General features: G+C 71.1%; 19 protein-coding genes. 13 read left to right on the plus strand and 6 right to left on the minus strand.

Features of this window, described 5'->3' with window-relative positions:
• Positions 1–490: 490 nt before the first annotated feature.
• From ACFPLC_RS27385 to ACFPLC_RS27405, 5 genes are all read left to right on the plus strand, one after another.
• The gene (locus tag ACFPLC_RS27385) at positions 491–1,033 is read left to right on the plus strand and encodes a hypothetical protein (RefSeq protein WP_378202878.1); all 543 of its coding nucleotides are present in this window, start codon (positions 491–493) and stop codon (positions 1,031–1,033) included.
• 334 nt (positions 1,034–1,367) lie between these two features.
• Positions 1,368–2,507 (plus strand): serine hydrolase domain-containing protein, encoded by a 1,140-nt coding sequence (locus ACFPLC_RS27390; RefSeq protein WP_378202875.1) that lies wholly within the window; start codon positions 1,368–1,370, stop codon positions 2,505–2,507.
• Between the two features lie 109 nt (positions 2,508–2,616).
• On the plus strand, positions 2,617–3,177 hold the full coding sequence (locus ACFPLC_RS27395) for a DoxX family protein (protein WP_378202872.1): 561 nt from the start codon (positions 2,617–2,619) through the stop codon (positions 3,175–3,177).
• Positions 3,178–3,314: 137 nt separating this feature from the next.
• On the plus strand, positions 3,315–4,808 hold the full coding sequence (gene miaB, locus ACFPLC_RS27400) for a tRNA (N6-isopentenyl adenosine(37)-C2)-methylthiotransferase MiaB (protein WP_378202869.1): 1,494 nt from the start codon (positions 3,315–3,317) through the stop codon (positions 4,806–4,808).
• Positions 4,805–5,278, plus strand: coding sequence for an Rv2732c family membrane protein (locus ACFPLC_RS27405; RefSeq protein ID WP_378202866.1), 474 nt, complete (start codon positions 4,805–4,807; stop codon positions 5,276–5,278). Before miaB ends, ACFPLC_RS27405 begins: the two co-directional genes overlap by 4 nt.
• A gap of 19 nt (positions 5,279–5,297) precedes the next feature.
• On the opposite strand, the gene ACFPLC_RS27410 is transcribed toward ACFPLC_RS27405, so the two are convergent.
• Positions 5,298–5,735 carry a hypothetical protein gene (locus tag ACFPLC_RS27410; protein ID WP_378202863.1) on the minus strand — a complete coding sequence of 146 codons (438 nt, stop codon included), beginning with the start codon at positions 5,733–5,735 and terminating at the stop codon, positions 5,298–5,300.
• A 157-nt stretch (positions 5,736–5,892) separates the two neighbouring features.
• Entirely contained in the window at positions 5,893–7,206 is a 1,314-nt protein-coding gene (locus ACFPLC_RS27415) for a DUF349 domain-containing protein (protein ID WP_378202861.1), read from the minus strand.
• Positions 7,207–7,423: 217 nt separating this feature from the next.
• On the opposite strand from ACFPLC_RS27415, the gene miaA reads away from it, so the two are divergent.
• Both miaA and dapF read left to right on the plus strand, forming a co-directional pair.
• Positions 7,424–8,326: a tRNA (adenosine(37)-N6)-dimethylallyltransferase MiaA gene (gene miaA / locus ACFPLC_RS27420; protein ID WP_378202859.1), complete on the plus strand. Its 903-nt coding sequence runs from the start codon at positions 7,424–7,426 to the stop codon at positions 8,324–8,326.
• Between the two features lie 10 nt (positions 8,327–8,336).
• The gene (gene dapF / locus ACFPLC_RS27425; protein WP_378235953.1) at positions 8,337–9,164 is read left to right on the plus strand and encodes a diaminopimelate epimerase; all 828 of its coding nucleotides are present in this window, start codon (positions 8,337–8,339) and stop codon (positions 9,162–9,164) included.
• A 16-nt stretch (positions 9,165–9,180) separates the two neighbouring features.
• On the opposite strand, the gene valS is transcribed toward dapF, so the two are convergent.
• Both valS and ACFPLC_RS27435 read right to left on the minus strand, forming a co-directional pair.
• Positions 9,181–11,694, minus strand: coding sequence for a valine--tRNA ligase (valS, locus tag ACFPLC_RS27430; RefSeq protein ID WP_378202853.1), 2,514 nt, complete (start codon positions 11,692–11,694; stop codon positions 9,181–9,183).
• A gap of 9 nt (positions 11,695–11,703) precedes the next feature.
• A complete protein-coding gene (locus ACFPLC_RS27435) occupies positions 11,704–12,957 on the minus strand; it encodes an MFS transporter (protein WP_378202850.1) in 1,254 nt (417 codons plus the stop codon).
• A 63-nt stretch (positions 12,958–13,020) separates the two neighbouring features.
• Between ACFPLC_RS27435 and ACFPLC_RS27440 the strand changes: the two genes are divergently transcribed.
• Genes ACFPLC_RS27440 through ACFPLC_RS27450 form a run of 3 tightly spaced genes read left to right on the plus strand, consistent with a single transcriptional unit; the run spans position 13,021 to position 16,081 of the window.
• Positions 13,021–13,524 carry an ArsR/SmtB family transcription factor gene (locus tag ACFPLC_RS27440; protein WP_378202848.1) on the plus strand — a complete coding sequence of 168 codons (504 nt, stop codon included), beginning with the start codon at positions 13,021–13,023 and terminating at the stop codon, positions 13,522–13,524.
• A 42-nt stretch (positions 13,525–13,566) separates the two neighbouring features.
• A complete protein-coding gene (gene hflX, locus ACFPLC_RS27445) occupies positions 13,567–15,015 on the plus strand; it encodes a GTPase HflX (RefSeq protein ID WP_191311119.1) in 1,449 nt (482 codons plus the stop codon).
• Between the two features lie 52 nt (positions 15,016–15,067).
• Entirely contained in the window at positions 15,068–16,081 is a 1,014-nt protein-coding gene (locus ACFPLC_RS27450) for an SdiA-regulated/phytase-like domain-containing protein (RefSeq protein ID WP_378202845.1), read from the plus strand.
• Positions 16,082–16,154: 73 nt separating this feature from the next.
• Here ACFPLC_RS27450 and lexA read toward each other — a convergent pair whose 3' ends face one another.
• Complete coding sequence (gene lexA / locus ACFPLC_RS27455) at positions 16,155–16,814, minus strand: transcriptional repressor LexA (RefSeq protein WP_191311152.1); 660 nt, start codon at positions 16,812–16,814, stop codon at positions 16,155–16,157.
• Between the two features lie 361 nt (positions 16,815–17,175).
• Here lexA and ACFPLC_RS27460 point away from each other — a divergent pair, with 361 nt between their 5' ends.
• Positions 17,176–17,649 (plus strand): LysM peptidoglycan-binding domain-containing protein, encoded by a 474-nt coding sequence (locus tag ACFPLC_RS27460; RefSeq protein WP_378202841.1) that lies wholly within the window; start codon positions 17,176–17,178, stop codon positions 17,647–17,649.
• Between the two features lie 198 nt (positions 17,650–17,847).
• Here the strand turns inward: ACFPLC_RS27460 and ACFPLC_RS27465 are convergent, their stop codons facing one another.
• Complete coding sequence (locus tag ACFPLC_RS27465) at positions 17,848–17,973, minus strand: hypothetical protein (RefSeq protein ID WP_378236312.1); 126 nt, start codon at positions 17,971–17,973, stop codon at positions 17,848–17,850.
• Here ACFPLC_RS27465 and nrdR point away from each other — a divergent pair.
• Positions 17,950–18,444, plus strand: coding sequence for a transcriptional regulator NrdR (nrdR, locus tag ACFPLC_RS27470; protein WP_191314993.1), 495 nt, complete (start codon positions 17,950–17,952; stop codon positions 18,442–18,444). The genes ACFPLC_RS27465 and nrdR overlap by 24 nt on opposite strands.
• Positions 18,445–18,474: 30 nt before the next feature.
• Positions 18,475–21,294: a vitamin B12-dependent ribonucleotide reductase gene (locus ACFPLC_RS27475; protein WP_378202837.1), complete on the plus strand. Its 2,820-nt coding sequence runs from the start codon at positions 18,475–18,477 to the stop codon at positions 21,292–21,294.
• Positions 21,295–21,399 lie beyond the last annotated feature (105 nt).

The following is a 21,399-nucleotide window of genomic DNA, read 5'->3' on the forward strand; positions in this document are numbered from 1 at the left end:
ACGTCGAGAAGGCGCTCTCGCGAATAGTGGCCTGCCCTCGGTGCCGCGCGGCGGGTATGCGCTTCTGCGGAGCAGTCAGCTGCCGCGCGGCAAGGTCGTGCCGCCGCGCTACTTCGGCCGCGCCGACCTGAAGTGTCGGAGATACCGGAAACCACGTCCCGGCGGTCGTTCGTCCGATCGACGACCTGAACACCGCGCGAATCCACCTCCATGAAATGCGCGAGTCCCACTTCCGACTGATCCGCGGGCATAGCGAACCGCCGGTGCAGGACCTGGTCGCCGACCGCGCCGGCGAGCTGCGGATGTCTCTGTTACCTCCGCAAGCCGGCCGGCTCGGAACACCCTGCCGCCGATCCGAGACAGCGGCAGGAACGGCGGCAAGCCTCTTCGCGCCCCCGCCCGTCAGCGGCGGGCCAGGTTGTGGTTGTCCGGGACCCGTCCCGAACTCCGCATGCGAATCTGCAGGATGTCGGCACTAAAACTGACGATCTTGGAGGTGGCTGTGACTTCGCATGATGCACTATCGGCCCGTGGCGGGCCGGCTTTGACCGGATCAAAACCGTCGCGTCGGCATCGGGTGTCGCGCGCACTGGTGCTTGCGACCGCACCACTCGTCTTCATTGCCCTTTGCGTGGCTCCTGCGCGTGCCGGTTCCGCTCGCATCGAGCGGGACATCTTCTTGTCTGCCATCACGACAAAGAGTGATCGCGCGACAGTTCCACCGAACGCAAACCCGCGTTCAATATACCTTGCGGCAGGGAACTACGTTTTCTCGTACGACTTCTACGCACCTATCGGCGGCATCTCGGGGCCGAGTGCAAGCCGGCGGATCTACCTTGCGGAAGGCACCTACAGTTGGCGATGTGTCATCGAAGGAACCGGTTTCCCACTGCCCAACAACTATCGCGCCAACTGCTATCTGAGTCCGGCTGGAAACACCGATGCGACGGCGTCCATCCTGCCGTTCGAGGACAGCTATGTCCGCGTGTACTCCAACACCTACCATTGGGTTGGTGATCTTCAGCAGGTCTAGGGCGTGTTTGACAAAAGTTTCGGCTGGTGGCTGGGACGCTGGTGGTCGTGTCGCGGTTTCGAAGGGATCATCTACCGGTATCGGTGCGGGATCCCGGGGCGGGATGTTCCGCACCGGGCTGTCGGGCTGCTAGAGCCGCCGTGCTGCTGGGCCGCCGGGCGGCAGGCCGCTGGGCTGCGCGGTTGCGGGCCGTCGGGCCGCCGCGCTGGGAGGCCGCCGCGCGCCCGCGGGCCTGGTGCATCGCTCAGGCTGCGGTGGGCTGGTCACAACTCCGGCGTCTCCTCCGTCATGGCTTCGACGAATCGGCAACACGATGATCGGAGCGGCTCGAACAATGAGCGACATCGACGTTCACGGCACGGTGACCAGCGGTTTCGAAGCGGTCCGCGAGGAGTTCGCGGCCGCGGTGCCAAAAGAGGCCGGGGCCCAGCTGGCGGTGTACGTCCACGGCCGTCAGGTGGTCGACCTGTGGGCGGGCGAAGAGGTGACGGGGGACACCCTGACCGGGATCTACTCCTCGACCAAGGGCGCCGCGACGCTGGTGGTGGCCCTGCTCGTGCAGGACGGCGCGCTGGACCTCGACCGCCCGGTCGCCCGCTACTGGCCGGAATTCGCCGCGGCGGGCAAGGGCCGGATCACCGTGCGGGAGCTGCTCACCCACCGGTCCGGCGTGATCGGGGTCGACGGCGGGTTCACCGCCGCCGAACTCGCGGACGACCAGGTGATCGCGCGGCGGCTGGCCGGGCAGCGGCCGTACTGGCGGCCGGGCTCGGCCTACGGTTACGGCGGGTTCGTGACGTTCGCGATGGTCGGCGAGGTGGTCCGCAGGGCCACGGGCCGGTCGCTGGGGGAGCACTACGAACAGCGGGTGCGCGCGCCCTACGGCCTGGACCTGTACCTGGGGTTGCCGGAGACGCTGGAGGACCGGTACCGGGAGGTGCTGCCGGGCCTGGCCGACCCGGATCGGCTGGCGGAGTTCTGGGCCACCGTCCCGGGACCGCACAGCCTCACCGGGATCGGCTACGGCCTCGACTCGACCCCGCCGCTGGACCAGGTGGCCTTCCTCAACACCCGGCGGGTGCGCGCGCTGGGCCAGGCCTCCGCCGGCGGGGTGGGCAACGCGCGGGCGCTGGCCGGGATGTACGCGGCCCTGGCGTTCGGCCTGTCCGGCCGGCCCCCGTTGCTCGAACCCGCCACCCTGGGCGAGTTCGCCATGCTCCACTCCACCGGTGTCGACCTGGTCACCGGGCCGGCAGGCCAGTACGCCCTGGGGTTCCAGGCCAAAGGTGCCCGCTACCCGTTCCTGAGCGCGAACGCCTTCGGGCACAACGGTTCCGCGGGCTCGGAAGCGTTCGCCGACCCCGTCAGCGGCATCGCCTTCGGGTACACCCGCCGTCGCTTCTCCTTCGACTGGTCCTACCCCGAACACGACCGGCTGGCCGCCGCGGTCCACCACGCCGTCACGGCTTCCTGAGGCGCCCTCTCGGCCGGGAGCCACACCGGCCCGCCGCCGGCACTGTTACCTCCACGACCCGCCGGCCGTCAGAGCGGTGACAGCACTGAAGTCCGGAAAGGACACCACCATGACCACCGACCAGCCACCGGACGGACCGCGGCGGCCGCCCTCTTCCCCGGTCACCGCAGCGAGCGAACTCGACGAGCTGGGCGCCGAGGCGGCGATCCGTTCCCAGTGGCAGGAAAGACCCCTGCCCACCCGAGTGTGGCCGAACCGGCTGCGCGCCGCGTGCTACTGGTTCCTCGCCGCCGAGTTCGCCGTGGGCGCCGTGACCAAGTTCTGGCCCGGCCCCACCTTCGCCGGCCCGGCGTACTCCGTGAAGTTCGCCGAATGGGGCTACCCGGTCTGGTTCCGGTTCGTCGTCGGCGCGCTGGAAGGGATTTGCGCGGTGCTGCTCGTCGTGCCGGACAAGCGGCCCCGGTTCCTCGCCGCGGTGATCCTGGTCCTGGTGCTCACCGGCGCCGTCACCACCCACCTCGTCAACCACGACGAGCTCTACCAGAGTGTCGCGGCACCCACCCACCTGGTGATCATGGCGATCGTCGGCCTGGCGAACTGGCCGGCGGACTGGCGGGACCTGCTGCGGAGATCACCGCGAATCCCTTCGGCGGCAGCAGACGCACAGTGAAGCGCACAGTTCTCGGGCGTGACCGGCACCCCGAGCGGGCCTGCCGCCCGCCGGCCGGGGCACGGCGGGCGGGTACCGCCGCCGGTGCGGACGGGCGGCGGCTTTGCCTGGTGAGGCGGGGGTTACCCTGGAAGCCGATGACCGAGAACCAGGCACCCAGGGCGTACCAGATCCGCACCTTCGGCTGCCAGATGAACGTGCACGACTCCGAGCGGCTCGCCGGGCAGCTCGAGGACGCCGGCTACGTCCCGGCCACCGCCGGGGCCAAGCCCGACCTGATCGTGTTCAACACCTGCGCCGTCCGGGAGAACGCGGACAACAAGCTGTACGGCACCCTCGGGCACCTGCGCCCGGACAAGGTCGCGAACCCGGACCTGCAGATCGCCGTCGGCGGGTGTCTCGCGCAGAAGGACCGCGGGGAGATCGTCAAGCGGGCGCCGTGGGTCGACGTCGTGTTCGGCACGCACAACATCGGGTCGCTGCCGACGCTGCTCGAGCGCGCCCGGCACAACGCCGAGGCCGAGGTCGAGATCCTCGAATCGCTCGAGACCTTCCCCTCGACGCTGCCCGCGCGCCGCGAATCGTCCTACGCGAGCTGGGTGTCCGTTTCGGTCGGCTGCAACAACACCTGCACCTTCTGCATCGTCCCGGCCCTGCGCGGCAAGGAACGCGACCGGCGGCCGGGCGAGATCCTCGCCGAGGTCGAGGCGCTCGTCGCCGAAGGCGTGCTCGAAGTCACCCTGCTCGGCCAGAACGTCAACTCCTACGGCGTCGAATTCGGCGACCGGTTGGCGTTCGGCAAGCTGCTGCGCGCGTGCGGCACCGTCGACGGCCTCGAGCGCGTCCGGTTCACCTCGCCGCACCCGGCGGCGTTCACCTCCGACGTCATCGACGCCATGGCCGCGACCCCGAACGTCTGCCACCAGCTGCACATGCCGCTGCAGTCCGGGTCGGACCGGGTGCTGCGCGAAATGAAGCGCTCGTACCGCTCGGCGCGCTTCCTGAGCATCCTCGACGAGGTCCGCGCGGCCATGCCGGACGCGGCGATCACTACCGACATCATCGTCGGTTTCCCCGGCGAGACCGAAGAGGACTTCCAGGCGACGCTGGACGTCGTGGCGCAGGCCCGCTTCTCCAGCGCGTTCACGTTCCAGTACTCGAAGCGCCCGGGCACGCCGGCCGCGACGATGGACGGCCAGCTGCCCAAGGAGGTCGTGCAGGAGCGTTACGACCGCCTGGTCGAGCTGCAGAACGCGATCTCCTGGGACGAGAACAAGAAGATCGTCGGCCGCCGCGTCGAGCTGCTCGTCGCGGCGGGCGAAGGCCGCAAGGACGCCGAAACGCAGCGCATGAGCGGCCGCGCCCGCGACGGGCGCCTGGTGCACTTCACGCCGACCGGCGCCCACGTCGACCGCGCGGTCCGCCCCGGCGACGTCGTCGAGACGATCGTCACCTACGCGGCACCGCACCACCTGGTGGCCGACGGCGACCTGCTGTCCCACCGACGCACGCGCGCCGGCGACAACGCGGAGGCCGGGCTGCGGCCGAAGACGAGCGGCGTCACGCTGGGCCTGCCGGGCTTCGGTGCCCCGGCCGCCCAGCCCGAACCGGTGAGTGGGTGTGCGCTGTGACGGAGTCCCGAGGCAACGGCGAGCTGGCCGAGCTGGCGGCCGAGATCGACGAAGCGGGCGCGCGCGCGTCTCGCACGGTGGAGCTGGGCCGCCGCGGGTTCACCATCGCGGTGTTCACGTTCGTGCTGCTGATCTGCCAGATCCTCCCGTGGGTCGGCGACCACGCGGGCTGGCAGGTCCTGGCCGGCGAGGGCGGCGGCATCCCCCAGCTGTTCGCGGCGACGTCGACGGGTGTCGGCATCCTGGCCTCGGCGCTGGCCCTGGTGACCCGCCGCTGGTGGCTGTCCTGGGTCTGCGCGGCGGGCGGCTGGTTCGCCTCGGTCGACGGGCTGCTGGCCATCTGGTCCCAGCAGTCGTCCCACGCCCCGGGTTCAGCGGGTGGCGGCCCGGGGCTCGGCATGGTGATCGCCTGGATCGCGATGATCTGCCTGGCGGTCTCGTGGATGCGGACGGCGTTCTCGCGGTCCTGAGAACCGGTGGGGACCGGGGTCAGCCAACGCGCAGGGTGAGCGAGCCGGTCGAATAAGCGGCGGCGTAGAGCGTGGTCTCGGGGTGGTAGAGCCGCAGCGAGACGGTGGCGCTCACGCTGAAGCTGAGACGCAGGGAGAAGCCCCCGTTGGGCCGGCAGGTGGTGTCGGCGATGTTCACCCAAGCCCCGGCCTGCAGCTGCTGCACGATGACGGTTTCGACGGTCTGATCGGTCCGGGCCGCGTCGAGCACCTGCAGGGTGCCCTTGAGGTCGACCTTCTCGTTGACCTTGACGTGGTCCTTGCCGAGCTTCCCTTCGACCTTCACCTTCCCCTTGCCGACTTCGGTGACGGAGGAGAGCGAAGCGGCTCCGGCCGGGCCGGCGAGCGCGGGGGCCAGCCCGGCGAGGGCAACGGCGACAGCCAGAGCGGCGAGGATCTTGCGGGGTGTCCTGGTCATGATCGACAGTGGAGCACCGGCGGTGGCTCGGAGCGCGCGGAAACCCCCGGTCGGGGCGCTCGCGACCCCGCTTCGGGTGACACGGAGACCCACCCGGCCCCTCGTGAGTGGTAAGGCGGGTTAGAACCCGCCTTACCACTCACGACCGTGGACAGGCTCAGCGGTCCGCGACCGCCGCTTCCGCGGCCTGCAGCCACTCACGCCACTGAGCCGCTTGCTCGTCGGCCTTCTTCGCCCGCCGCTCGTCTCCGGCCGCGCGCGCCTTGGCCGCCTGGGACTCGAACTGCTCCACCCGCTCGCGGAACTGCGCCGCCCGGGCCTGGGCCTCCGGGTCCGTCTTCCGCCAGCGGGAGTCCTCCGCCGACTTGACCGCGTCCTGGACCGCCTTCAGCCGGCCGTCCAGCTCGCGGATGCGCTCGCGGGGGACCTTGCCGATCTCGTCCCACTGCTCCTGGATGCGCCGCAGGGCGCTCTTCGCCGCTTCCAGGTTGGCCGCCGGGTCGATCTTCTCGGCCTCGACCAGCAGCTCTTCCTTGCGGGCCGCGTTCGCGCCGAACTCCGCGTCGCGCTCGGAGAACACCGCGGACCGGCGGGCGAAGAACTTGTCCTGCGCCGCGCGGAAGCGCTGCCACAGCGCTTCGTCGCTGTCCTTCGGCGCGCGCCCGGCCGCCTTCCACTCGGTCATCAGGTCCTTGTAGCGACCCGCCGTCTCGCCCCAGTCCTCCGACTCGCTGATGGCCTCGGCCTCGGCGATGAGCTCTTCCTTGCGCTGCTTGGCCGACGCGCGCTGCTTGTCCAGCTCGGCGAAGTGCGAACCACGGCGGCGGTTGAACGCCTCGCGGGCCTTGGAGAACCGCTTCCACAGCTCGTCGTCGGTCTTGCGGTCGACGCCCTTGACCGTCTTCCACTCGTCCAGGATCGCGCGCAGCCGGTCGCCCGCCGCCTTCCACTGGGTGGAGTCGGCCGCGATCTTCTCGGCCTCCTCGGCGAGTGCCTGCTTGCGGGCGACCGCCGCCGCCCTGGCCTCCTCGCGCTCCGCCTTCGCGCTGGCCAGTGCCTTCTCGGCGTGCCCGATGACGTACTCCAGCCGCGCGGCGAGCGCGGCCAGGTCACCGACCACGGCCGCCTCGGCCAGGCCGTCGCGGATCTGGGTGGCGCTCGACAGCGCGTGCTTCGGGTCACCGGCCCCGGAGATCAGCCGGGTCTCCAGCAGCTCGACCTCGGTGCGCAAGTCGTCGAAACGGCGGGCGTAGTGCACCAGACCCTCGTCGGGGCTGCCGGCCTGCCAGATGCCGACGGCGCGCTCGCCCTCGGCCGTGACGACGTAGACGGTGCCCTCGTCGTCGATCCGGCCCCAGGTCGACGGGGTGGGTTCGGCGGGCGGCACGGGCGGGGCGGCGTGCCCGGCGTGCAGCGCGTGCGGCACCGGGTGCGGGGCCGGGGTACCGGTGGAAGTGTTCTCCTGGGCCATCGCAGGCTCCTTATCGCCTGTACGCCCGCGGGTGCGGGCGCCCCGCCGCGAAGCGGGGCCGGGTAATGCGGTCGTCACGGGCCGTGCTCGGATGCTACGGCCCCACGCGGCATTCAAGCAGCTCAGCGCGCACCGTGGTACTGGATGGGCCACTCGAAGCACGTGATCCTACTTCCGGTGGACGCTCTGTGTCGGCCCGCAGGTATCGTCAGCCGCCGTGAACAGCCCCGTCGCGGTGGTCGGCCCGACGGCCACCGGCAAGACCGCGCTGGCCGTGGACCTGGCCCGAGAACTCGGCGGCGAGGTCGTCAACGCCGACGCGATGCAGCTCTACCGGGGCATGGACATCGGCACCGCCAAGGCCACCGAAGCCGAGCGCCGCGGCGTGCCCCACCACCTGCTCGACGTCCTGGACGTGACCGAGACCGCGTCCGTCGCGGCCTACCAGCGGCACGCGCGGGCCGAGATCGAGCGGCTCCTGGCCGCGGGCAAGGTCCCGGTGCTGGCCGGCGGCTCCGGCCTCTACGTCCAGGCCGTGCTCGACGACCTGCGGTTCCCCGGCACCGACCCGGCCGTCCGCGCCCGGCTCGACGCCGAAGCCGAGCAGCTCGGCACCCCGGCGCTGTACACCCGGCTGGGTGAGCGCGACCCGGCGGCCGCCGCCAAGATCCTGCCCACCAACACCCGCCGGATCGTGCGCGCCCTCGAGGTCATCGAGATCACCGGCGAGCCGTTCTCGGCGAACCTGCCGAAGCCGGGGCCCGCCCGGTACGGCACGGTCGTCATCGGCGTCGACCGCACGCCCGAGGAGCTCGACGAGCGCGTCAACGAGCGCGTCGGGCGGATGTTCGAGGCCGGCCTGGTCGACGAAGTGCGCGAACTGGAGAAGCGGGGCCTGCGCGAGGGGAAGACGGCGTCGCGGGCGCTCGGCTACCAGCAGGTGCTCGCCGAACTGGACGGCGACGGCGACTTCGAGGCGGCCGCTGCGGCAACGGCGCAGGCCACCCGGCGCTTCGTCCGCAAGCAACGCTCCTGGTTCCGCCGCGACCAGCGGATCCACTGGTTCGACGGCGCCGATCCCGGGCTGGCCGCGCGCGTCCTGGATACCCTGGGCCGGTAATCTTGCCCCCATGGGCGGAATCGAGTTCCTCAAGGGGCACGGCACGCAGAACGACTTCGTGCTGCTCCCCGACCCGGATGGCCGCCTCGAGCTGACCGAGGCGAGGGTCGCCGCGCTGTGTGACCGCCAACGCGGCCTCGGGGCCGACGGCGTGCTGCGCGTCGTGCGCGCCGGCGCGCTCGGCGAACCGTCCGCGGGCGAGTGGTTCATGGACTACCGCAACGCCGACGGGTCGATCGCGGAGATGTGCGGCAACGGCGTGCGCGTGTTCGCCCGCTACCTGGTCGACTCGGGCCTGGCCGCCGAGGGCGAGTTCGTCGTCGGCACCCGCGCGGGCGACCGCCCGGTCGTGGTGCACCCGGACCGCTCCGTCACCGTCCACATGGGACCGGCGACGATCACCGGCACGTCGGTCACGGTGGTGGCCGGCCGCCCGTTCTCCGGCGTCGCGGTCGACGTCGGCAACCCGCACCTGGTCTCGCTGCTCGACGACGACGTGGCCGGGCTGGACCTGCGCGACCAGCCCGACTTCGACCACGACGTGTTCCCGAACGGCGTGAACCTCGAGTTCATCAACCGCCTCGGCGAAGGCGCGCTGCGGATGCGCGTGCACGAACGCGGGGTGGGCGAGACGCGGGCGTGCGGCACGGGCACGGTCGCCGCGGTGGCGGCCGCGTTCCACTTGGCTGGCACCGACACCGGGAGGTCCACTGTGGACATCCCGGGCGGCCGGGTCGAGGTGACGGTGTCCCGCGGCGCGTCCACGCTGTCCGGGCCGGCGGAGATCGTGGCCCGCGGCGAGCTCGACGAAGCCTGGTGGGCCGCCGCCGGTTCCTGACGGCGGCCCACCGGCGTCAGACCTTCGCCTCCACCGCGAAGCCGCCTTCACGGGTCGTGACGTCCGCGATCGCGCCCGCGGTGCGGATGTCCGGCTCGATCTCGCCGAACCGCGCTAGCACGTCCGCCGGGCCGGTCACCGTGAGGCTTTCCACCGCCGTGCGCATCGACACCTTCGCGTCGGTCTTCGCGCGGCGGACCGCCGCGATCACCTGGCTCGCCAGCGCCAGCAGCTCCGGGTCGCCCTCGGACGAGGACGCCGTGGGCCAGCCGGCCCGGTGCACGGACCCCGGCCGCCACCACGACCAGACCTCCTCGGTCGCGAACGGCAGGAACGGCGCGAACAGCCGCAGCAACGCCGAGAGCGCCGTCACCAGCGCCGCCCGTGCGGACTGGGCCGCTTCGGGACCGCGATCCCCGTACGCGCGGCCCTTCACCAGCTCGACGTAGTCGTCGCAGAACGTCCAGAAGAACGTCTCGATCGCCTGCAGCGCCCGGGCGTAGTCCAAGGCCTCCAGCGCGGCGGTCGCGGACGAAACGACGGTGGAAAGCGCCGCCAGCAGCGCCCGGTCCAGCGGCTCGGTGGCGACCGCGCCCGGCATCGGCACGCCGAGGCCGAGCACGAACCGGCTCGCGTTGAGCAGCTTCGTCGCCAGCCGCCGCCCGACCTTCATCTGGCCTTCGTCCACCGCCGTGTCGACGCCCGGGCGCGCGCTCGCCGCCCAGTAGCGCACGGCGTCCGAGCCGAAGCGCTCCAGCAGCTCCGCCGGCGTGACCACGTTGCCGACGGACTTCGACATCTTCTTGCGGTCCGGGTCGAGCACCCAGCCCGCGATCGACGCCGCCCGCCACGGCAGCACGCCGTGCTCCAGCTCCGCACGCACCGCCGTCGAGAACAGCCAGGTGCGGATGATCTCGTGCGCCTGCGGCCGGAGGTCCATCGGGAACACGCGCGAGAACAGGTCGTCGTCGATGCTCCACCGGCCGGCGATCTGCGGCGTCAGCGACGACGTCGCCCACGTGTCCATCACGTCGGGATCGGCGGCGAACCCGCCCGGCACCCCGCGCTGGTCCTCGGTGAAGCCCGGCGGGACGTCGCTGCTCGGGTCCACCGGCAGCGTGTCCGGCAGCAGCCGCGCGTCGTGGTCCGGCTCGCCGTCCGCGTCGAGCCGGTACCAGAGCGGGATCGGCACGCCGAAGAACCGCTGACGGCTGATCAGCCAGTCGCCGGCCAGGTTCTCCACCCACGACGAGTACCGCACGCGCATGTGCTTCGGCACCCAGTCCAGCTCTTCGCCGCGCGCCAGCATCTTCTCCCGGAAGGCGGCGTCGTTCCCGCCGTTGCGCAGGTACCACTGCCGGCTGGCGACGATCTCCAGGGGCTTGTCGCCCTTTTCGTAGAACTTCACCGAGTGCGTGATCGGCCGCGGTTCCCCGCGCAGGGCATCGGCTTCGCGCAGCAGGCGCACCATGATCTCGCGTCCGGTGTGGACGGTCTTGCCCACCAGCGGCGCGTAGGCCTCGGAAGGCACCCCGGACGGCGCGTCGGGCAGGAACCGGCCGTCGCGGCCCAGCACCACCCGCGTGGCCAGCCGCAGCTCTCGCCACCACGTGACGTCGGTGGTGTCGCCGAAGGTGCACACCATCGCGATCCCGCGGCCCTTCTCCGGATCCGCGAGGTGGTGCGCCACCACGGGCACCTCGACGCCGAACACCGGCGTCCGCACGGACTTCCCGAAGAGCGGCTTGAACCGCTCGTCGGCGGGGTGCGCCACCAGCGCGACGCAGGCGGGCAGCAGCTCCGGCCGGGTCGTCGCGATCACGACGTCCGCGCCGTCCGGCCCGGTGAAGGCGAGGTCGTGGAAGGCACCCGGGCGTTCGCGGTCCTCCAGCTCGGCCTGGGCGACGGCGGTCCGGAACGACACGTCCCAGAGCGTCGGCGCTTCGGCCTGGTAGGCCTCGCCGCGATCGAGGTTGCGCAGGAACGCGCGCTGCGAGATCAGCCGCGACGCGCGCCCGATCGTCTGGTACGTCGTCGTCCAGTCGACCGACAACCCGAGCCGCCGCCACTGCTGCTCGAAGACCTGTTCGTCGGTCACGGTCAGGGACTCGCACAGCTCGACGAAGTTCCGGCGCGACACCGCGACGACGTCCTTGCCCGGCTTCTCCGGCGGCCGGAACCCCGGGTCGTACGGCAGCGACGGCTCGCAGCGGACGCCGAAGTGGTTCTGCACCCGGCGTTCGGTGGGCAGGCCGTTGTCGTCCCAGCCCATCGGGTAGAAGACCTCGAGCCCGCGCATCCGCTTGAACCGCGCGAGCACGTCGGTGTGGGTGTAGGAGAAGACGTGCCCGATGTGCAGCGACCCGCTGACCGTCAGCGGGGGAGTGTCGATCGAGTAGACCTCGTCCCGGGTTTTGCTGCGGTCGAAGCGGTAGGCGCCGGTGGACTCCCATACGGGTACCCACTTGGCCTCCAGACCGTCGACACCGACCTTGTCCGGGACTCGCGGGCGTTCGTATGGGGTACTCATGGAACAACTCTAGGCGGCGGTGGAATCGCTTTTCGCTTCGGTCGGCAGGTCACGCATGTGCCGCAGCGGCGAGCAGACCACCCACAGCACGGCCGCGGCCTCGCCGATCACCGCCACCCACATCGCCCCGCGCAGCCCGAGTCCTTCGCCGAGCGCGCCGCCCAGCAGCCCGCCGAGCGGGATCGTGCCCCAGACGACGAACCGCGCGCTCGCGTTCATCCGGCCGAGCAGCCGGTCCGGGCAGATCGCCTGCCGGTAGGAGACGGAGGCGACGTTGTAGACGATGATGCCGAACCCGGCCACGACCAGCCCGAACCCGGCCAGTGCGAGCCGCCAGTCCGGCTCGGCGAGCGGGACCAGCAGGTGCGCCGGCCAGGTCAGCAGCGGAACCAGCCAGATCGACCGGGCGTGGCCGATCCGCCGCGTGAGCGCCCCGGAACAGATCGCGCCGAGGATCCCGCCGACGCTGCCGGCGGCCAGCAGCACGCCGACCGCCGAGGGCGGCAGCCCGACGGTGCGGGTCAGGAACAGCACCTCGACCGCGGTGAAGGCGCCGTTGAAGAGGTTCCCGGTCGCCGTGCAGCCCACGCTCGCGCGCAACGGCTTGTCGGAGAAGACGAACCGCAGCCCTTCGGCGATCTGCGGCCGCAGCCGCGTGTGCCCGGGCCGTTCCGGCTCGGGTTCGACGGCGCGGATCCGCACCAGGCACAGCGCCGACGCCAGATAGCCCAGCGCGGTGACCAGCACGGTGTTCGCCGCGCTCACCAGCTGGACCAGGACGCCCGCGCCGCTCGGCCCGGCGACCCCCGCGACCGACTGGACGGCCTGCAGCTTGGCGTTGCCCTCCAGGAGGTGCTCCCGGCCGACGAGCGAGGGGAGGTAGGACTGGTAGGCGACGTCGAAGAACACCGTCGCCACGCCCACGAGCAGCACGACCACCAGCAGCTGGGCGAGCGTCAGTACCCCCGCCCACCAGGCGAGCGGCACGCTCAACAGGAGCGCGAAGCGGACGAAGTCGGCGGTGAGCATCACCCGGCGCCGGCGCAGCCGGTCCACCCACACCCCGGCGGGCAGCCCGATCAGCAGGAACGCGAGCGTCTGGGCCGCGGTCAGCAGCCCCATTTCGAACGGCGTCGCGGCGAGCGTCACCGCGGCGAGCAGCGGGATCGCGGTGTACCCGACGGTGGTGCCGAACTGGCTCGCCGTGTCGCCGGCGAAGAGCCGTCTGAAGTCGGCGTGGCGGAAGAGTGACCCCCTGTGCATGGCTCCCGAGTCTGGCGGGAGTGATTGGAAAGTGTCAATCACTGTTCGCTCTAGGCTGTCGCAGTGCTCCCCGCGAAACGACGTCCCGCGACCGAAGCCGAGGCCGCCGCGCTGGCCTCCGGAATACGGCTGCGCATCATCCGGTTGACCTTTTCGGAGGCGCTGACGAACAAGGAGCTGGCCGAAAGGCTGGGCCGGGACCCCGCGACGACGCTGCACCACGTGCGCAAGCTCGTCGACACCGGCTTCCTTGCCGCGCAGCCGCCGCGCCGCGGGGCCCGGGGCGCCCGGGAAATCCCGTATCTTTCGACGGGGCTTTCGTGGACACTCGACTCATGCGGTGACAAGGGCGTGGAACAGGCGGTTCTCGAGGCTTATCTGGCCGAGATCGCCGAGACCGGATTCGAGGGCGTGCACCAGTCACGCCTGGTCGTCCAGGTGGCCCCCGAGGAGCGGGCGGAGCTGGAATCGCGGCTCAACGCCCTGCTCGAGGAGTTCCGCGCGCGCCCACGCCGTCCCGGCGCCGAGCGCACCGCGGTCTACCTCGCCACCTATCCCAGCACGTAAAAGTTCGGTTCCCGCGGCGAATCGTGGGAACATGGAGGCACGATGACAGAACTGACACACACCGAAGACCACGACGACGACCTGTACGACGGCGACCCGTCGACAGGCGAAATGGAGCTCGAGGACCGGGCGTCGCTGCGCCGGGTCAGGGGACTGTCCACGGAGCTGGACGACGTCACCGAGGTCGAGTACCGGCAACTGCGGCTCGAGCGCGTCGTGCTGGTCGGCGTGTGGACCGAGGGCACGGCCCTGCAGTCCGAGGCGTCGCTGGCCGAGCTGGCGCGCCTGGCCGAGACGGCGGGCTCGGAGGTCCTCGAAGGCCTCATCCAGCGGCGGACCAAGCCGGACCCGGCCACCTACATCGGCTCGGGCAAGGTGCGGGAGCTGCGGGACATCGTCGGCTCCACCGGCGCCGACACCGTGATCTGCGACGGCGAGCTCTCGCCGGGCCAGCTGCGGCAGCTCGAGGAGAAGGTCAAGGTCAAGGTCATCGACCGGACCGCCCTGATCCTCGACATCTTCGCCCAGCACGCCCGGTCGAAGGAGGGCAAGGCGCAGGTCGAGCTGGCCCAGCTGCAGTACCTGATCCCGCGGTTGCGCGGGTGGGGTGCGTCGCTGTCCCGGCAGGCCGGTGGCCGCGCCGGTGGCGCGAACGGCGGCGTGGGCCTGCGCGGTCCCGGTGAGACCAAGCTCGAGACCGACCGGCGGCGGATCAACAAGCGCGTGGCGAAGCTGCGCCGGGAGATCGCGGCCATGGACACCATCCGCGAGACCAAGCGCGGGCGGCGGCTGGCCAACGAGGTGCCCAGCGTGGCGATCGTCGGCTACACCAACGCCGGCAAGTCGAGCCTGCTCAACGCGCTGACCGGGGCCGGGGTGCTGGTGGAGGACGCGCTGTTCGCCACCCTCGACCCGACCACCCGGCGCGCGCAGACGCCGGACGGCCGCGGCTACACGCTGACCGACACCGTCGGGTTCGTGCGGCACCTGCCGCACCAGCTGGTGGACGCGTTCCGCTCGACGCTGGAGGAGGCTGCCGACGCGGACCTGCTCGTGCACGTGGTGGACGGGTCCGACCCGGCGCCCGAGGAGCAGGTCAGCGCGGTGCGCGAGGTGCTCGCCGAGATCACGCGCAAGCGCAAGGAGCCGCTCCCGCCGGAGCTGCTGGTGATCAACAAGACCGACGCGTCCGACGAGGTCAGCCTGGCCCGGCTGCGGCACGCGCTGGCCGGGTCGGTCCAGGTCTCGGCCCGGACCGGGGCGGGCATCCCGGAGCTTGTCGAGGTGATCGCCGACCGCCTGCCGCGGCCGGAGGTCACGGTCGACGTCCTCCTGCCGTACTCGCGCGGCGAACTGGTCGCGCGGGCGCACGCGGACGGCGAAGTCCTCGAAGAGGAGCACCTCGAGGAGGGCACGCGCCTGCTGGTGCGGGTCCGCCCGGAGCTCGCGGCGGCTTTGCGCGAGTACGAGACCAACTCGACCAGGGCCTGACACGTCTCCGTAGTGTGCGACCGAAGGGGTCGCACACTACGGAGGTGGCTGGGTGCGCTGGGCTGTCGTTCTGGTCTTCACGGCCGTGCTGGGCGGGGCGGCCCCCGCTTGGGCGGCTCCGGCTCCGGAGCCGTTGTGCACGATGAAGGACTCCCGGATCGGCGAGCTGTCCGGCCTGGTCTCCGACGGGTCGAAGCTGTACGCGATCAACGACGGCGGCACCAAGGTCCACGTGTTCGTGCTCGGCCGGGACTGCAAGGTGCAGAAGGTCCTCACGGACAAGACGGACCCGTTCGACGTCGAGGACCTGGCCCGGACGCCCGACGGGACGCTGTGGCTGTCCGACACCGGCGACAACCAGAAGGGCAGGCTGACGGTCGCCCTGCTGGAGATGAGCCCGCAGGGCAAGGTCACCGTCCACCGGCTCACCTACCCCGACGGTCAGCACGACACCGAAGCGCTGATCATGGACAAGGCGGGCACGCCGTACCTGATCACCAAGGACGTCCTCGGCGAGGCCCGGGTGTACCGGCCCTCGGGTCCCCTGGCGAGCCCGGGACCGACCAACCTGGAGAAGGTCGGCACGGTGAAGATCGCCACGACGGACACCCAGGGCGGCCCGGTGGGCTCGATCGGCTCGGTGCTGGTGACGGGCGGTGCTACGGCGGCGGACGGCAGCGTGGTCGCGTTGCGGACCTATACGGACGCCTACGTGTACGCGGCTCCGGACGGTGATGTGCTGGCCGCGTTGCAGCGCAACCCGGTGCGGATTCCGCTGCCGGGGGAGAAGCAGGGCGAGGCGATCGCGTTCGACCCCGACGGGACGCTGATTTCCGGCAGCGAAGGCGTCGGTCAGCCCCTCCGCGCGGTGCGGGGCGCGGCGGCACTGGCCGCGCAGTCCGGCGCACCGGCGGAGGGGACGACCTCGGCCGGCGCGAACGCGTCGTCCGGTTCGGCGGAGGACGGGGCCGGGCTCCCCGTCCTGCCTGCCGCCGGGATCACGCTCGCGGTGGTCGGCCTCGGCTGGTTCGGCTTCAGCAGGCTGCGCCGCCGAGTCCGCCGCTGACCTTCGGCTCCCCACGGCCGAAGATCATCCGATCAGGTGGTTCTCCCGGGCCGTGCGAAAGCCCGGGTGCCCCTCAAAGGCGGCGCAGAACAGCCACGACCTTGCCGAGCACCGTGGCGTCGTCGCCGGGGATCGGCTCGTACGCCTCGTTGTGCGGCATCAGCCAGATGTGGCCGCCCTTGCGCTTGAACGTCTTGACCGTGGCCTCGCCGTCGATCATCGCCGCGACGATGTCGCCGTTGTCCGCGTCCGGCTGCTGGCGGACCACGACCCAGTCGCCGTCGGTGATGGCCGCGTCGACCATCGAGTCACCGGTGACCTTCAGCAGGAACAGCTCGCCCTCGCCGACGATCTCCCGCGGCAGCGGGAAGACGTCCTCGATGGCCTGCTCGGCCAGCACCGGGCCACCGGCCGCGATCCGGCCGACCAGCGGCACGTACGCCGCCTTCGGCATCACCGGCTGCTGGTCCATCTCGATGCCCATGGGGTTGTCGTCGGTCGCCGAGAGGACGCCGACCGCGCGCGGGCGGTTCGCGTCCCGCCGCAGGTAGCCCTTGCGCTGCAGGGCGCGCAGCTGGTGGGAGACCGACGACGTCGACGTCAGCCCCACCGCTTCGCCGATCTCGCGGACGCTCGGCGGGTAGCCGAACCGGCTCACCCACGAGCGGATCACGTCGAGCACCTGCTGCTGGCGGACGGTGAGGGTCTCGTCCACGTCGTACACCTCGGGCATGGCGTGCACCTTGCCCGAGCCGCCGGGGGACCCACTGGTCCTGCCCGCCTTGTTCTCCTTCGCCACTGCGTCGCCTCCCAGACGTTCGCTGCACGTATCTGCGCGCCGGCCGCCGCCCGCGGGGTTGCGGGCAGGCTCGCCGGCGGCATCTGCCCGGCAGATGCCCTGGTCACCGACGTTAGCCCCCGGGCACGACGATTTCAAACATCTGTTCGATCGACACGCCGTGTCCGCTCGATTTTGTCGGTGGCAGGTGGTAGACCTTCGCGCGGGCGTTCGATAGAACGCCTGTTCGACCTTGATCCACGGGCCGCTCCCGGTCCGGGAAAACGGGCGGACACAGGGTTTCGAGGAGGTTCGGATGTCCATTCTGGCCGAACGCGGACACGTTCGCCCGGCGACCCCGGTCCCGGCGCCCCTCCGTCCCGTGCGCGTGCTGCGCGGGCGCCGCGGCGAGGTGCACCGTCCGCCGACGCGCGCGCGGGTCGTGGCGGGCCGCCGCCCGGCCGGTGCCCCGTGCGCGGCGCCGCGGCGGGTGCCGGTGCGCTGGCCGTGGCTCGCCGCGCTCGCCGTCGCGAGCTGCCTGATGATCACCGGATTGGGTCTTCTGGGCGGCGAGACGTCCGGTGCCCCGGTGCCCGAGCGGACGGCAACGGTGTCCGTCGGCCAGGGCGACACGCTCGCTTCGCTGGCCGCGCGATTCGCGCCAGACAGTGAGCCTGGCGCGGTTGTCGCCCGGATCAAGGAACTGAATCGCCTGGACCGGGCCGTTCTGGTGCCCGGGCTGCCGCTCACGGTCCCGGTCGCCGACCCGGCCGCCGTCCCCGCACCCTGATCCGCCGGGGCCGTCAACCGCACTCACCCGGGCGGGGATCCGGCCCGGCGTGCCGCTTGCGCGCGCACCGCTCGAGTTCTACCCTTCGCCGCTATATGTAGTAGTTACACCGCTGTAGTTGGTCCACAGGTTGGGGTAGACTGGACAGCAGTTGTCCACAGCTGGTCGGCTCTTACCCACCGGATGTCCACAAAACGATCACCAGGTGCAGGGGTGCCCGGTGCTCGGAAACCCGGCCACGCGTGGTGGCCGGCGGACGTCGACCGGGGCGGCCGGCGCGGAGGGGAAGGTGATCGGCGGATGAGGTGCCCGTTCTGCCGGCATGCGGACTCTCGGGTCGTCGACTCCCGAGAGGTGGATGAAGGCCAGGCGATCCGCAGGCGGCGCTCGTGCGCGTCGTGCGGTCGCCGGTTCACGACGTCGGAGACGATGGTGCTCGCCGTCGTCAAGCGGTCCGGGGTCACCGAACAGTTCAGTCGGGACAAGGTGGTGAGCGGCGTCCGCCGCGCCTGCCAGGGCAGGCCGGTCGACGACGACGCGCTGCAGCAGCTCGCGCAGCGCGTGGAGGAGTCGATCCGCTCCGCCGGGCTGGCGGAGATCCCGAGTCACGAAGTCGGCCTGGCCATCCTGGGCCCGCTGCGTGAGCTCGACGGGGTCGCCTACCTCCGGTTCGCCAGTGTCTACCGCTCCTTCTCCTCGGTCGAAGACTTCGAGAAGGAGATCGCCGACCTCCGTGAGGCCATGGCGGGTGCTGCTGCCCAGAAGGACAGCGATCAGCGCGAAGACGGCCACTGAGCCGTCCCGCTGCGGGAGAGGGTTCAACCGATGACGGAAACCGTGGGAACGGGGGCCCGCGCGGCCGCCGGCAAAAAAGGCAAGGCCGCCGGCGGGCTGAGCGTCCAGCGCGTCTTCACGACCGAGGGGCAGCACCCGTACGACCAGGTCACCTGGGAGCAGCGGGACGTCGTCATGACCAACTGGCGCGACGGCTCGGTGAACTTCGAGCAGCGCGGCGTCGAGTTCCCCGACTTCTGGTCGGTCAACGCGACCAACATCGTCACCAGCAAGTACTTCCGCGGCGCCGTCGGCAGCCCGCAGCGCGAACGCAGCCTCAAGCAGCTCATCGACCGGGTGGTGCACACCTACGTCAAGGCCGCGCGCGACCACGGCTACTTCGCCACCCCGCAGGACCTCGAGATCTTCGAGCACGAACTCACCTGGATGCTGCTGCACCAGGTCTTCAGCTTCAACTCCCCGGTCTGGTTCAACGTCGGCACGCCGTCGAAGCAGCAGGTCTCGGCGTGTTTCATCCTCGCCGTCGACGACACGATGGAGTCGATCCTCAACTGGTACCGCGAAGAGGGCCTGATCTTCAAGGGCGGCTCCGGCGCCGGGCTCAACCTCTCCCGCATCCGCTCCTCGAAGGAGCTGCTGACCTCCGGCGGCACCGCGTCCGGCCCGGTCTCGTTCATGCGCGGCGCCGACGCGTCCGCGGGCACCATCAAGTCCGGCGGCGCCACCCGGCGCGCGGCGAAGATGGTCGTGCTCGACGTCGACCACCCGGACATCGAAGAGTTCATCCAGACCAAGGCGCGCGAAGAGGAGAAGATCAAGGTCCTGCGCGACGCCGGGTTCGACATGGATCTCTCCGGCGCGGACATCTCCTCGGTGCAGTACCAGAACGCGAACAACTCGGTCCGCGTGTCCGACGAGTTCATGCAGGCGGTCGAGAACGGCACCGACTTCGGCCTGCGCGCCCGGCTCACCGGCGAGGTCATCGACCGCACCGACGCGAAGAAGCTGTTCCGCACGATGGCCCAGGCCGCGTGGGAGTGCGCCGACCCCGGCATCCAGTACGACGGCACGATCAACGACTGGCACACCTGCCCCGAGTCGGGCCGGATCACCGCGTCGAACCCGTGCAGCGAGTACATGCACCTGGACAACTCCAGCTGCAACCTCGCGTCGCTGAACCTGCTGAAGTTCGTGACCCCGCAGGGCACCTTCGACGCGCCGCTGTTCGCCCGCGCCGTCGAGCTCGTCATCACGGCGATGGACGTCTCGATCTGCTTCGCGGACTTCCCGACCGAGCCGATCGCCGACACCACGCGGAAGTTCCGCCAGCTCGGCATCGGCTACGCGAACCTCGGCGCGCTGCTGATGGCGCTCGGGCACGCGTACGACTCCGACGGCGGCCGCGCGCTCGCGGCGGCGATCACGTCGCTGATGACGGGCGTGTCGTACCGGCGTTCGGCGGAGATGGCCCAGGTCGTCGGCGCGTACGAGGGTTACGCGCGCAACGCCGAGGCGCACCAGCGCGTGATGCGCAAGCACGCGGCGGCGAACGAGCTCGTCCGCACCTACCACTCGAACGACGCCGCGGTCCGCGCGCTGGCGACGGAGGAGTGGCAGAAGGGCATCGAGATCGGCGCGAAGCACGGCTGGCGCAACGCGCAGGCGTCGGTGCTCGCGCCCACCGGCACCATCGGCTTCATGATGGACTGCGACACGACCGGGATCGAGCCGGACTTCTCGCTGGTGAAGTTCAAGAAGCTCGTCGGCGGCGGCTCGATGCAGATCGTCAACCAGACGGTGCCGCGCGCGCTGGAGGCCCTGGGCTACCCGGGCGAGCAGGTCGAGGCGATCGTCGAGTACGTGGCGCAGCACGGTCACGTCGTCGACGCGCCGGGGCTGCGTCCCGAGCACTACGAGGTGTTCGACTGCGCGGTCGGCGAGCGCTCGATCGCCCCGATGGGCCACGTCCGGATGATGGCCGCGGTGCAGCCGTTCCTGTCCGGCGCGATCTCGAAGACGGTCAACATGCCGGAGTCGGCGACGGTCGAAGAGGTCGAGGAGATCTACTTCCAGGGCTGGAAGCTCGGCTTGAAGGCCCTCGCGATCTACCGCGACAACTGCAAGGTCGGCCAGCCGCTGTCCACGGCCAAGAAGACCGCGGACACCGCCGCCGCCGAGCCGGAGAAGGTCGTCGAATACCGGCCGGTCCGCAAGCGCCTCCCGAAGAAGCGCCCGAGCCAGACGGTGTCGTTCACGGTCGGCGGCGCGGAGGGCTACCTGACGGCGGGCTCGTACCCGGACGACGGCCTCGGCGAGATTTTCGTCAAGCTCGGCAAGCAGGGTTCGACGCTGGCCGGCGTGATGGACGCGTTCTCGATGTCGATCTCGGTCGGCCTCCAGCACGGCATCCCGCTGGAGTTCTACGTCTCGAAGTTCTCCAACCTGCGCTTCGAGCCGGCGGGCATGACGGACGACCCGGACATCCGCATCGCGACGAGCGTGATGGACTACCTGTTCCGCAGGCTGGCCCTGGACTACCTGCCGTACGAGAAGCGTTCCCAGCTGGGCATCCTCTCGGCGGACGAGCGGTCGGCCGAAGTCGAGGCGGCGTACGGCGCCCCGAAGGTCGACCTCGAAGCCCTTCAGTCCACTGTGGACGCGTCACCGGAGCCGCACGTGGCGGAGCCGGAGCACCCCCACCGCGAAGCCCAGACGACGACGGAGCTGATGGAGCTCCGCCTCGGCAAGGCGGCGGACGCCCCGCTCTGCATGACCTGCGGAACGAAGATGCGCCCGGCGGGGTCGTGCTACGCCTGCGAAGGCTGCGGCGCGACTTCGGGTTGTAGCTGACGGCCCGGGTGACGGGGCGAGCGCGTCCCGTCACCCGGACTCCGCAAATACTGGACGGGTGATCGTCGACTACGTCCTGGCCGGGTACGCCGCGGTTCCGCGCTC

This window comes from Amycolatopsis plumensis (assembly GCF_042652605.1).
Lineage (GTDB): Bacteria > Actinomycetota > Actinomycetes > Mycobacteriales > Pseudonocardiaceae > Amycolatopsis > Amycolatopsis plumensis.